Genomic DNA, 13526 nt, shown 5'->3' with positions numbered 1-13526 from the left:
AAATATTTTACTTACACATGGAGGAATTTGGTATGAAATTAAAGTTTGGTATCAGAGAAGTTGTAGCATTAGGTATTGGAACTGCATTGTTCGTCGTTCTTACGACAGTACAGGTTCCATTTTTTATTGTTCCTAACACAGCACTTCAGCCCAGAATGGCAATCCTAGCATTCATTTCTGCTGTTTTCGGACCTATCGTAGGTGGTGTTGCAGGTATTCTTGGACATGCTCTCGGCGATGCATTTTTCTATGGATCAGTTTGGTGGAGCTGGGTATTCCCTGAAGCTGTTGTTGGTGTAGCAATCGGTCTCTTTTCCAAGAAGTTCGCAATAGAAGAGGGCGGCTTCAGTGTTAAGAATAGCATTATTCTTTTTAACGTAGTTCAGGTAGTTGCAAACGCTGTAGCGTGGATTGGTCTTGCACCGGTTCTTGATATCCTCGTATATGCTGAACCTGCTAACAAGGTATTCGCTCAGGGCGCCCTTGCATTCATCGGTAACATCGTAATTATTGCAATCCTCGGAACTATCCTTCTTGCAGCATATTCTAAGATTGCAGGTAAGTCATCAGGCCTCAAGGCGGAGGATTGATTTTTTGGAAAAGACCCCAATCATCGAGTTTTCAGATGTAACATTCAAGTACAGAGTGCAGGAAAAACCTACACTTAAAAACATCAATTTAAAGATTTACCCGGGTGAGAAAATCCTCATTGCAGGACAATCCGGCTCGGGTAAGTCCACATTGGCACATTGCCTGAATGCGCTGATACCCTGTTCTTTTACAGGCGAGATGAGCGGAACACTCCGGGTTGACGGGAAGACTCCCAGTGAACTCGGAGTTTTTGGCATGTCACAGATAGTGGGCACAGTGCTTCAGGACACTGATGGGCAGTTTATAGCCCTTACTGTGGGCGAGGACATAGCTTTTGCCCTTGAAAACGACAACATCCCTCAGGACAAGATATTTGACAAAGTTCATGAGGTTGCTGAAAAGCTTGACTTACAAAGCTTTCTAAATCACGCTCCGGGAGAACTTTCAGGCGGACAAAAGCAGAGAGTATCCCTTGGCGGTGTTATGGCATGTGATGTAAAAATCCTTTTATTTGACGAGCCTTTGGCCAATCTTGATCCTGCCACCGGAAAGCGCACCATAGCTCTTATTGATGAGATCATGAAGCGCGAGGATATGACGGTTGTCATTATTGAACACCGCATAGAAGATGTGCTTTACCGCGATGTGGACAGAGTGATCCTTATGGGAGACGGCGAGATAATTGCTGATATGCATCCCGATGAACTTCTGTGCACAGGGCTTCTACCTCAGCACGGAATCCGCGAACCGCTCTATATAGCTGCGCTGAAAGCAGCTGGTTGTGAGCTTGGCGCAGATACTCATCCGCAGCACATAGAGTCTATGGATGTAACAAAATATAAGGATCAGGTGAAGAACTGGTACCACTCGGTTCCAAAACATCAGCAGCAGAGCTCTTCCGAAACACTCCTAAGCGTAAATAACTTAAGCTTTGGCTATGAGGATGGAAGACAGATTCTGAAGGACGTTAATTTCGAGATAAAAAGAGGAGAGATGATCTCCCTTGTAGGTCGAAACGGCGCAGGAAAATCAACACTAGCTTCCCTTATCTGCGGCTTCTACAAGCCACAGAGCGGAAATATCCTCTTTAACGGTGAAGATATGTCCGGCTTTTCCATCAAAGAAATAGGTGAGAAAATCGGCTACGTTATGCAAAGCCCAAATCAGATGATAAGTAAGCCTATGATATTTGATGAAGTGGCACTAGGCCTTACTGCCAGAGGAGTTCCGGAAGATGTCATCAAGGAAAAAGTAAATGATGCATTGAAAATCTGCGGACTTTATCCCTTTAGAAACTGGCCTGTTTCAGCCCTTTCCTTTGGACAGAAAAAACGTGTCTCAATAGCATCAATCCTTGTTCTTAGTCCGGAGCTGATAATTCTTGATGAACCTACAGCCGGCCAGGATTACAGCCACTATACAGAGATCATGGAATTCCTTGTAAAGCTTCGAGATGACATGGGTAAGACTATCATGATGATCACTCACGACATGCATCTGATGCTTGAGTATACTGACAGGACGCTGGTTCTGACAGACGGACGGCTCCTTATGAATGCACTTCCTTCAGAGGTTCTGACTGATGAAAACATTTGTGACAAGGCATACCTTAAGAAGACATCACTCTATGACCTTTCTCTTAAATGCGGCATAGATACACCTTCAGAATTTGCGGCCAGATTCATTGATCATGAGAGAGCCGGGAGAGGAGGTCAGTCATGAACAGACTGATATCCTATGAGAAAAAAGACACTTTTGTACATAAGCTCAGCGGCTTTACCAAGCTTGTATTTTTCCTGATATGGTGCCTTACAAGTGCCCTTACCTTTGACACCAGAATCCTTGCAATAATGCTGGTTTTGGGCATCTCGATTTACTTAAGTGCCAAAATAAAATGGAAACAGGTAAGCGCCATTTTCACAGCGGTCATGTTTTTTATGGTAATTAACCTTACCTGCATTTTCTTCTTTGCACCTTACGAGGGCTGCAGGATTTACGACAGCAGGAGCGACCTTTTTCATCTGTTTGGAAATTACACCGTCACAAAGCAGCAGCTTTTTTATGAGCTAAATGTGCTGATGAAATACTTTACGGTTATTCCATCGGTGTTCATATTCCTTACAACCACTGATCCCAGCGAACTGGCCTCAAGCCTTAACGGTGTGGGAGTGCCTTACAAGATTTCATACGCGCTGGAGATTACCCTAAGATACATTCCGGACATACAGGATGAGTTTCACAGAATCAGGAACGCTCAGGAAGCCCGCGGAATAGAGATGAGTTCCAAGGGAAAACTGTTATCCAGAATAAAAAACACTGCGGCCATAATTTTTCCGCTCCTGTTTTCATCCATGGAGAGAATAGATGTGGTAAGTAATGCCATGGAGCTTAGAGGTTTTGGCAAGAAAAAGACGAGAACCTGGTACTCCAGGAAAAAGCTAACAGCCGCCGATTTTGCAGTTTTGATATTCATAGTGGCATTTTCTGCAGCTGCACTTATTTTTACTTACTACGACGGAAGCAGATTCTATAATCCATTTACGATTTAATAGAAATTTAATAAATATCGGTCACAGCAGAAGCATCAAAGGTTCGTGACCGATATTTATTTTTTTTTAAGAATTTCTTTCTAGTTTCTATATGTATAAAAGACTAAATTAATAATGCAAATGCCCTTTTAATGCTATGATTAAAGAGTATTATAATCATTTAACGGAGCAGAAAAGCATGAAAAAAACTGCGGTTTTCAGAACACTGAGGACTGTATGGCTCGTCCTTAGTGTTGTTTGCCTTATCTTGGCCGTGATTTTTCTGCAGATCATGGTCATCAATAAAGGGAAAAAGACCGAGGACCCTGCCTTCCGGTATGTGGAGGACGTAAGACACAGGGTGCTTTTATTCTGCTCGTATAATTCCCAATACTACACTTATGCCAACCAAATAGAAGGTTTCCACGACTCTTTGTATCCCAATGGCGTTGAGTACGACGTCATATTTATGGATGCCAAAAATTACAGAACCAGTGAGGATCAGAGCGCTTTCTACAACTTCTTTGTATCAAGAATGAAAAATGGTAAAGAGTATGATGGCGTAATAGTTGTGGACGATGAAGCTCTGCAGTTTATGTGTGATTACGGAAAAAAGATATTCGGCGATATTCCCATTGTTTTCATAGGTGCAAATAATCTGACTCTGGCAAAAAAAGCATGTACCCGCAGAAATATTACAGGCTTTTACGAAAATGATTATCTTGAAGAAACTCTGAAGCTGACCAGGAAGATTTTCCCTAATCGCACAAAATACGTGGGCTTTTTTGATGAATCAGCCGCAGGAAAAACTGATGGTGCAAGATTTACCATCATTATGTCCAGGCTTACCGGATACGAATTTGAGACGATAAATGTCACAAACTACACTAAGGAACAGCTCATTGAGGTCATTAAGCAAGTGCCGGATGATGCGATTATTATTTACATGACCTGCTTTTCTGATGCGGATGGAATCACACATACTAAGTATGAGATGACCAATTTCTTCAAGGAGTATTCCAATGCGCCTATAGTTCGCTGCTACGAAGATGCAGTGGGTGACGGTGTTCTTGGATCGATTGGTATGTCATTCTATCAGCAGGCAAAAAATGCCGGTGAGACCATGGTAAAGGTTCTTGATGGCGCCGATATCAGCAGGATTCACATGGCCCTGAAGACTCCAAGTATAACGGAGTTTGATTACAACGTTATGGCCAGATACGGCATCACAGAGAAGATGCTTCCGGAAGAGACCATAATCATCAATAAGCCCGTTTCATTCATTGATGTGTATGGAGCAATTCTTCCTTCAGCAGGACTTATTTTCCTTGCGATGATAATGCTTTTGCAGTCAGTAAATGCCACGGTTTTCCTTGGCAGAGAATCCAACAGAGAGCTTCTTGCATCCAAGGAAGAACTTGAAAAATCCCAGAAAAGACTTATCTATCAGGCAGAGCATGACGATTTCCTGGATATTCTTAACAGAAGAACCGCAGTAGAATATCTGAGAAGACATGCGATTCCCGATAAGGTATTCTCGATAATAATGGTGGACATTGATAACTTCAAAGATGTCAACGAAACCTATGGCCATCAGGTTGCGGATGAAGTTTTAAAGCACTTGTCTTATGAGCTTGAAAACCTTGCCAAAACCAGAGACTGGATGCTGGCAAGATACGGCGGTGACGAATTCCTTATGATGCTCTCAGGTGAGCGTGTGACAGAGGAGAGTTCCACTATTCAGGAGATAATGAAAATATTCAGAAATCCCATCAGCATGGGTGATGAGACCATAATCATGTCCTGTAGTATGGGCGTATCATTATCCGACGGCGTGACAACCCCTGATCAGCACATCATAAATGCTGAGATAGCTATGTACGAGGCTAAGCAGAGAGGCAGAAATAAGGCATTCCTGTACTCCGATGATATGAAGAAAAAGGTTCGCGAGGAGAACAAGGTTAAGGCCAAAATCCTCGATGCTATGGATAATGACGGATTCTACATGGTATATCAGCCTCAGATCAATACAGAGACCAAGAAGCTTTGCGGCTTTGAGGCTCTTGTCAGAATGAAGGCTGAAGGAATGTATCCCGGCGTATTTATTCCTATAGCTGAGGCAAGTGGCTGGATTGCCAGAATTGGAAGAATCACTACAGAGCTTGTTATCAAGCAGCTGGCGGCATGGAGAGATGCAGGATACATGCTTTATCCTGTTTCCATTAACTATTCAAGTAACCAGCTCAGCGATATCGGATATGTTGAGTTTTTAAAAGAGCTGCTAGAGGAGTATAATATATCAGGACAATTCGTTGAGATAGAGGTTACGGAAAGTCTTTTCCTTGAAAAAACCGAGAAGGCGGAGAGTCTTTTTGCACAGCTCAAAGCACTTGGAATTAAGATACTTATGGATGATTTTGGTACCGGCTATTCTTCACTTGGATATCTTACATACATTCCTGTGGACGTGGTAAAACTCGATAAATCCCTTGTTGATGCGTACCTTGTTGGGGGCAAGGATTCATTTATCAGAGATGTCATCCAGCTGGTACACGATCTTGATAAGCTGATGATCATCGAAGGTGTCGAGGAAAAGTGGCAGTATGAAAAACTCAGGGAATTCAAGGCCGATATCATTCAGGGTTACTACTTCAGTAAGCCGATAAGTCCTGAAGAAGCCATTGTATTTGATGCTTCGGATGAATAAAAGTTTAGTTGGGGTTGGGGAATATGTCTGAAAAGAAAATAAGTTTTGATGAATTTAGGCAGAAGCTTTTTAAAATAGTTTCTGTTGGATATTTGGGCGATTGGCCAAGCGTTATCTATGACATTGTTGGAACTATCGCCCTGATTTTGAATCTTACGGTGGCGTTTTTAGCGACTTTTTCAGAACTAAATGCCGGTTGTGGAAAAGTCTTTGACATGATAGAAAATGTCACCGTATTCTTTTTTGCAATTGATTATGTTCTAAGGCTTATTACGTCAAAATGCCTTTTCCCTGATAAATCAGAGGGAGTGGCAGTTTTACGATATGTCATTTCGTTCTTTGGAATCATAGATCTTCTCAGCTTTTTACCATTCTATTTGCCGGTGTTTTTCCCTGCAGGCGCAGCGGCATTTCGAATGTTTAGAGTGGCGAGGATCTTCAGACTTTTCAAGATCAATGCATACTATGACTCACTTAATGTAATCACTGAAGTTATCAAAAGCAAAGCACAGCAGCTTCTGTCATCGGTTTTCATAATTGCAATTATGATGCTGGCAGCTAGTCTTTGCATGTATTCATTAGAGCATGAAGCACAGCCCGAGGTTTTTGAAAATGCATTCTCCGGAATCTGGTGGGCGGCATCCACGCTGCTGACAGTGGGGTATGGAGATATATATCCTATAACCTTTCTTGGAAAGGTTTTTGGAATTCTGCTGGCGTTCCTTGGGGTGGGAATTGTAGCCATACCTACAGGTATTATTTCCGCAGGATTCGTTGAACAGTACACCAAATTAAAGCACATGGGAGATTATTCAAAGAGTATTGATATGCATTTTATCAAGGTTCAGCTCTCAATGAATGATAAATGGGTAGATAAAAAAATAAGAGATATCGACCTTCCCCATAGTGCAATTATTGCAATGATACAACGTCAGGGCAACGTGATTATTCCAAACGGAAGCATAGTTCTCGAAGCGGGAGATAAGATAATTATTGGTGCTCAGGCCATCAAAAATGATGTGCCCATGCACCTTAAGGAAGTTACTTTGGGAGATACTCATCCCTGGTGTGATAAATTTATTAAGGACCTGAATTTCCCGAGACAGACCATATTATTGTCAATAAAAAGAGGCAGCAAATCAGTTGTTCCAAAAGGGCAGGTTAAACTACGAGCAGGGGATACAATTGTAGTTATCTCCAAAGTACATCTGCCTGAAGAGGATGAAGTTGAGATTTAAGTGACCAATTTGAGGATACATAACGCTATGATGAAAACTAAGAGGTTATTTGCAATTTCATTACTGTTTTTCCTGATCATAGCAGGATGCAGCTCGAAAAAAACTAATACAGATGTTGGCCGGAACGATACACAGAAGGTTAAAATTGAAGATACACATTCTGATGACGGCAGGACAGTAGTGGGTATTTCCATGCCTGATATGCTGCTTGAACGCTGGAATCGTGACGGATTATTCTTAAAAGAACAGTTTGAAAAAAATGACTGTGAAGTCATACTGCGTTATGCCAATAATCTGATAGATACACAGGTAAACGACCTTCGCGATATGATAAACAGCGGTGCGGATCTTTTGGTAATCACTGCTGTGGATGGTGCCGCCTTATCAGATATTCTTGATGAAGCAGCTGAGGCAAACATAAAGATAATTGCATATGACAGACTCCTAATGGATACAGAAGCTGTGGATTATTATGTCTCTTTTGACAATTATCAGGTAGGCGTCCTTCAGGCCAACTATGTAATAGATGCTCTGGCACTGGATTCTGCAGAAAAAACCTTTAATATTGAATTTGTTTCAGGCGATCCGGTGGATAATAATGCCAGGTTCTTCTATGGCGGTGCCATGGACACACTTAAGCCTTATATTGATTCAGGGACTTTGAACGTAATGTCTAACCAGACCGGTTTTTACGAGACCTCCACTGCTCAGTGGTCGACAGATTTAGCCCAGCAAAGGCTTCAGATTATTCTTAATTCCTATTATCCAAGTGGGACTATTCTCGATGCGGTGCTTTGTGCCAATGACTCAACTGCCCTTGGCGCAGCAAGAGCACTGGAAGCAGATTACTCAGAGAAAAACCCGGTTGTGTTAACCGGGCAGGATGGCGATATTGCCAATATTTATAATATTTTTGATGGAGTCCAGAGCATGACAGTATTCAAGGCTATGGATAATGAATCTGTTGTTACTGCCGATCTTGGATTAGCCATTTTATCAGGAAGTAAACCTGATGCGGATCTTATTGATACGTCGAACTGGGATTTTTCCTGCGATTACAATACCACTGATTACGACAACGGTGTGAGAGTAGTATCATCATACTTGTTACAGCCCATTACTATCACACTGGACAATATTGAGGAAGAATTGTTTGATACGGGGTACTACAGTCGAAACTCAGCCGGACTTATTTATGCTGTCAAATAATGTATATCCGTTTCTGCCGTTTTTCTTAGTCTCATATAGTGCTTTATCTGCACATTCCATGACGTTTTTGGAATTCTTTGTGTCAAGTGGATACATTGCGCAGCCTACGCTGACTGTGATCTTAAGGTCACCGGCGGAAGTCTTTATTGGATCTTTTACACTCTTTATGATTGATTCGCATATCTTGCGGGCTTTGTCTTCAGAAGGTTCCATAAAAATTCCGGAGAACTCATCTCCACCAAGTCTTGCGAAGGACAGCTTTTTCTTTGAAAGCTTTTTTAGCTTTTCTGCAACAGCTACGATCACTTCATCCCCTACTTTATGACCATAGGTATCATTTATGCTCTTGAAGCGGTCTACATCGAGCATTATTATTCCATAAGGTGTTGACGCAGTAACCGCCTGAACGATATCCTCCATGATCTTTTTTCTGTTGGGCATTTGTGTCATGAAGTCCATCTTTATCAATTTTTTGCGTTTGTTATTAGCGATATTAAGAAGAACAATTATGACTATCAAAAGAAGCAATATTACAATCATCAGGTTGCTGATAAGCTTGTTTTCACGATAAAATTTCGCAAAGGTCTGATGCTCATTTATTATCGTTGCACCTTTTGGGAGTTGTGAATTTTTTAAGTCAAACTTATCCATGGAGTGCTGTTCAAAATATGTAGCAGTGACAGCAGAAGTAACAAGAGGTATACTGTCGGCACTTTCGCCTGAAAGTATCTTTGCGGAAATCTCACCGGCCATTTTACCGGCATCATAATAAGAGTAGGATATTCCGCCAAGTACTCCATATCCTATATCAGTGGAAGTAAGCCTGATTATGGGGATATCCGGAGCATACTCGGAGATGAATTCTGCCGCGTTCTGCAGAGAATAAGCATGTTTCTCACCATCCAGTGAAAAATCCAGGAAGAGTATTATGTCATCTGATTCAAAAGTTCCCAAAAGTTCCCGGAGTCCATTTCTGGTATAGGATGATGCATTGATGACAGTGCTTTTCATTTCGGGATGTGCATCCCTGAATTTCATAAACTCAACATAATCGGCCAACCCTGCGATAGTAGAGTCCACTATCACATACAGATGCGTTCTGTCAGGGAAAAGCTCCTTCATAAGCTCATAATTGCCTTCAAAATCAAGATTCTCGGCGATACCGGTGGCGTTTTTCATTGCAGAAGCTGTGATTGCCTCTGTTCTGTTGTTTATTCCCATGAAAACCATCGGCGTATCCGGGAATAACTCGTTCCTATTGTTGATGGCATATCGCAGGGCAGAGTCGTCTGCCACAACTAACAGATCAAAAGAGCGAATTGAATACACCTTGTACCTGATATATTTATCAAAATTCATAAGATCAAGTCCGCCATAGTATTTATCCGCATCCATGAATTCATAACTGATATCGACATTAGCCTGTCCAAGTCCGGCCTCAAAACCCTGAAGCTGCGATGGAACTGCAGGATTGGAAAAACCGTATGAGGATATGAAAAGAATGCGATATTGACGCTCGCTATCGCCATCTGCGCTGACTTTCAGCACCGATGAAAAGAGCAGTATCAGTATGCTATATGTAATTAAGAAGAATTTTAAGCAATAGTTTCTCATACTATAATTTTTGACCTTTAGCGGTCAGAGTTCAAATAAAAAATATATAAATTTATATGTGTATATATAGAAAAAACTCCTGTACATTCAGTAATTGATATGTGACAGGAGTTTATATTACTTCTTTTCAGTCGGGAAATAAGAACCGTTAAAAAGATCATATATAAGTTGTTTAAGTTGTTCTTCCGATATCTTATCGCTGTTCATTACATAGTGCTTTGCAATGGTCGTAAGACCTGCTGCAATAAAATCCGCAGTCATGTTGGAAATGATTTTATCATACTCATCTTTTGGATCATTGCACTCAGTAAAGGATTTGTACAAAGACCACATCATCATGTAGATGATATTGTTTTTTACAAGCAGCTCGAGGATTTCCTTTTTAGACAAAATGTATTTCGTAAATCCTTCAGCCAGCTGCGCGAGAGTAGGAGGCCCCTGACATTCGCAGTCTTTGTCCGGCTTAAAGTCATGGCTTTTTGCAAGGATAAAAATTACGATGTTTTCCTTGGATTCAAACAGAGTATAGAAGGTCTGTCTGGACACGCCGGAGCGCTGACAGATCTCGCTTATACTGATCTTGGAATATTCTTTTTCATGCATTAACTCTGTAAAACCCTGGGCTATACTTTTCTGCGAGCTAAGAGCTGTTTTGTTGGAACCCTGATACATACTTTTTTCCTTTACGCTGTGTATGAATTATTCGTAGGTCATCACTGCTTCAAGCTGACCTTTTATCTCGTAGCGACCGCTGCCTGCAGGAAGAAGGAGGCTGTCACCCTTTTTATAATTTACTTTATCATCCCCGTTTGTGATAACGCCTTCTCCTTCGAGAACCAGAATGTGGAGGAAGCTGTCCGTTGTAACCTCACCGCTTAAGGTATCTGTAAGAGAGCCGGAGAGTGCCACCTTATCAACGGTGAAATATTTGCACTGACCGATGTGAGGCTCAGGTCTCGGAATCTTAGGAGCTGGATTGGTGTCTGTGACATCAAGAGCCTTCTCAACATGGAGCTCACGAAGATTGCCATCCTTATCACGTCTTCCGTAATCATATACTCTGTAGGTTACGTTAGAATTCTGCTGAATCTCTGCAAGGAGAATTCCTGCGCCTATTGCGTGAAGAGTACCTGATTCGATGAAAACAACATCACCTTTTTTTACATAAACAGGATTTAAAACTTCAGTCAGTGTCTCGTTTTCGATTCTTCTAGCGAACTCTTCTTTGGAAACTTCTCTGTTGAAACCATAATATAAAAATGCATCTTCCTCAGCATCGAGGATGTACCACATTTCAGTTTTCCCATACTGATTTTCATGTACTCTTGCATATTCATCGGAAGGGTGTACCTGAAGTGACAGGTCCTTTTTTGCATCAATGAGTTTTATAAGAATGGGGAAGTCCTCGAACTTTTCACAATTGGTTCCAAGAACTTCTTTTCCGTTTTCTTCTATATACTGTGTCAGAGTCTTGCCTGCAAACTCGCCGCTTTCAATAACCGACTCACTTCCGGGAAAACATGACAGCTCCCAGCTCTCAGCAGTTACCGCACCTGCGGACTCTTTACCATATTCATTTACAAGTCTGTTGCCGCCCCAAAGATAATCCTTTGTAGGAGCCTTTAATTTCAAAATTGCCATAAATGCACCTCTATATTTATATTCGTTTAATTCACTATAGGTTTTTGTTTTTCCTCAGAAAACAGAAATCTGTACATCTGCGATTTTATAATAGTGAAGGGAATCTTTCAAGTTATCTTTTCTCAGCAGCGTACTACGATATGTGGCTTGAGAAAAGTGCGGTATTTTGCAATAATAAAATCATAATTAAGTATAGGGAGCCGCAAAAATAAAAAATGACTATGCTGGGGAAAATAATAGAACCAAAAGAATATTTACCTGATGATCGTAAACGTTTTGATAATGCAGCGTTAAAAGCCATGATCGTGCCACTACTTATAGAGCAGCTATTGCAGATGGTGGTGGGACTGGCGGATACGATGATGGTCAGCTATGCAGGAGAAGCTGTGGTTGCCGGTGTAGGACTTGATACAATGGTATACACCATATTTATATACCTGTTTACCGCCATTTCTGCCGGAGGATCGGTAGTTGTATCACAATACATAGGAAGTAAGGAAAAGGATAATGCTGATGTTTCCGCATCACAGATATTCTTTATCGGCGGTGCACTTTCTTTAGTATGTATGGTGATCATGCTCATTTTCGGATCATCACTTCTTCAGACAATGTATCCTAAGGCAGAAGCAGATACTATGGCAGCCTGTAAGACATACATGTGGATCGTGGCCTGGTCTTTTCCTGCAAATGCTATATATAATGCCGGAACTGCCGTTTTTCGCGCAATGGGTCAGACAAGAGTGACCATGTGGGTTTCGTTTATAGCAAATCTGGTTAACGTTGTAGGAAATGCAATTGGAATATTTGTACTGAAAGCCGGTGCTGCCGGAGTTGCATGGCCGACTACGATTTCATGGTATGTGGCAGCAGTTATCATGACGGCGCTTTGCCTTGAGACAGGGGCATCTGATGAGCTTCTTAGAAAACTTAAAGCGCTTAGCACTCCGAGAATCAGTATTAGAATTAAAGAATCACTTCGACTTAACACAGCTATGGCAGGTCGCATATTGGGTGTGGCTATTCCAAATTCTATAGAAAATACACTTTTTCAGGCGGCCAAGGTTGTCCTTGGTATGCTCACCGCAACATTTGGAACCTCACAGATAGCAGCAAATACAACAGGACAGACATTCTGGTCACTGGCTGCATGTATGGGCATGTCAATGGGAACTGTGTTTATCACTGTGGTCGGGCAGTGCGTAGGAGCAGGTGACTATGAGGCGGCTGAGTGGAATATTAAAAAGCTCACGAGGTTGTCGCTTTTACTGGCGACCATCTGGAATGTGATAGTAATGGCACTGACTCCGATCCTGCTTACTTTATATAATCTCTCGGACGAGACTAAGCGTTTGATTCTTATTATAGTTGCTATACATAATCTGTTTTCTGCATTGGTACAGCCCTTTTCCGGACCGCTTTCATCCGGTCTTCGGGCTGCAGGCGATGTAAAATTTACAATGTGGGCATCAATATTTGCCACAGTTGTATGCAGGACAGCCTTGTCATTCATTCTTGCCCTGTGGATGGGAATGGGTGTTATCGGAATAGCTCTTGCAATGGTGCTTGATTGGTGTATAAAGGCAGCTCTTGATATATGGCGTTTCAGGAGCGGAAAATGGAGGGATAGAAGAATCATATGATAACAGTTAATCTCTATTACAAAGGAAAAGATGGAAATGCCCGTGCGTTTGTCCGGGAGATGGAATCGTCGGGAATAGCGGCTGCAATAAGAAACGAGGAAGGTAATCTTCGTTACCAGTACTTTCAGCCTTTAGATGATCCTGAGACAGTTCTGCTCATAGATTCCTGGACGGATCAGGCTGCGATCGATGCTCACCATGCATCCCCGATGATGGGACAGCTGGCAGTTCTTCGTGAAAAATATGATCTTCATATGACAGTTGAACGTTTTGTCAGTGATGAATATGAAGCAGATGAGAAATTCTTGAGAAAATAATAATCGTTCCCTATACAATTATTCCTTTAATTATGGGAAGC

11 protein-coding genes are annotated in these 13526 nt (G+C 41.7%); 8 read left to right on the top strand and 3 right to left on the bottom strand.

Annotated features, from left to right (window positions below; translation table 11 throughout):
• Positions 1-32: 32 nt before the first annotated feature.
• The 6 genes from G610_RS0110180 (at position 33) to G610_RS0110155 (ending at position 8273) form a co-directional block, all read left to right on the top strand.
• Positions 33-590, top strand: a complete 558-nt coding sequence (locus G610_RS0110180) for an ECF-type riboflavin transporter substrate-binding protein (protein WP_026524704.1) — start codon at positions 33-35, stop codon at positions 588-590.
• Positions 586-2313 (top strand): ABC transporter ATP-binding protein, encoded by a 1728-nt coding sequence (locus tag G610_RS0110175; protein WP_442855667.1) that lies wholly within the window; start codon positions 586-588, stop codon positions 2311-2313. The genes G610_RS0110180 and G610_RS0110175 overlap by 5 nt, the downstream gene beginning before the upstream one ends.
• Positions 2310-3140 carry an energy-coupling factor transporter transmembrane component T family protein gene (locus G610_RS0110170; RefSeq protein ID WP_026524702.1) on the top strand — a complete coding sequence of 277 codons (831 nt, stop codon included), beginning with the start codon at positions 2310-2312 and terminating at the stop codon, positions 3138-3140. Before G610_RS0110175 ends, G610_RS0110170 begins: the two co-directional genes overlap by 4 nt.
• Before the next feature lie 178 nt (positions 3141-3318).
• Complete coding sequence (locus tag G610_RS22175; protein WP_026524701.1) at positions 3319-5826, top strand: ABC transporter substrate binding protein; 2508 nt, start codon at positions 3319-3321, stop codon at positions 5824-5826.
• 23 nt (positions 5827-5849) lie between these two features.
• The gene (locus tag G610_RS0110160; protein WP_026524700.1) at positions 5850-7064 is read left to right on the top strand and encodes an ion transporter; all 1215 of its coding nucleotides are present in this window, start codon (positions 5850-5852) and stop codon (positions 7062-7064) included.
• A 27-nt stretch (positions 7065-7091) separates the two neighbouring features.
• Positions 7092-8273 (top strand): substrate-binding domain-containing protein, encoded by a 1182-nt coding sequence (locus G610_RS0110155; protein WP_242829640.1) that lies wholly within the window; start codon positions 7092-7094, stop codon positions 8271-8273.
• On the opposite strand, the gene G610_RS0110150 is transcribed toward G610_RS0110155, so the two are convergent.
• The 3 genes from G610_RS0110150 to G610_RS0110140 form a co-directional block, all read right to left on the bottom strand.
• Positions 8244-9887 carry a diguanylate cyclase domain-containing protein gene (locus G610_RS0110150; protein WP_026524698.1) on the bottom strand — a complete coding sequence of 548 codons (1644 nt, stop codon included), beginning with the start codon at positions 9885-9887 and terminating at the stop codon, positions 8244-8246. The genes G610_RS0110155 and G610_RS0110150 overlap by 30 nt on opposite strands.
• A gap of 117 nt (positions 9888-10004) precedes the next feature.
• Entirely contained in the window at positions 10005-10559 is a 555-nt protein-coding gene (locus tag G610_RS0110145; RefSeq protein WP_026524697.1) for a TetR/AcrR family transcriptional regulator, read from the bottom strand.
• Between the two features lie 27 nt (positions 10560-10586).
• Positions 10587-11528: a type I phosphomannose isomerase catalytic subunit gene (locus G610_RS0110140; RefSeq protein WP_026524696.1), complete on the bottom strand. Its 942-nt coding sequence runs from the start codon at positions 11526-11528 to the stop codon at positions 10587-10589.
• Between the two features lie 215 nt (positions 11529-11743).
• On the opposite strand from G610_RS0110140, the gene G610_RS0110135 reads away from it, so the two are divergent.
• Entirely contained in the window at positions 11744-13168 is a 1425-nt protein-coding gene (locus tag G610_RS0110135; RefSeq protein WP_242829639.1) for an MATE family efflux transporter, read from the top strand.
• The gene (locus tag G610_RS0110130; RefSeq protein WP_026524694.1) at positions 13165-13485 is read left to right on the top strand and encodes a putative quinol monooxygenase; all 321 of its coding nucleotides are present in this window, start codon (positions 13165-13167) and stop codon (positions 13483-13485) included. Before G610_RS0110135 ends, G610_RS0110130 begins: the two co-directional genes overlap by 4 nt.
• Positions 13486-13526 lie beyond the last annotated feature (41 nt).

The organism is Butyrivibrio sp. MB2005, from assembly GCF_000424285.1.
Taxonomy (GTDB): Bacteria; Bacillota; Clostridia; order Lachnospirales; family Lachnospiraceae; genus Butyrivibrio.
The sequence above is the reverse complement of the archived record's forward strand: the minus strand, read 5'-3'. Positions and strand labels throughout refer to the sequence as shown.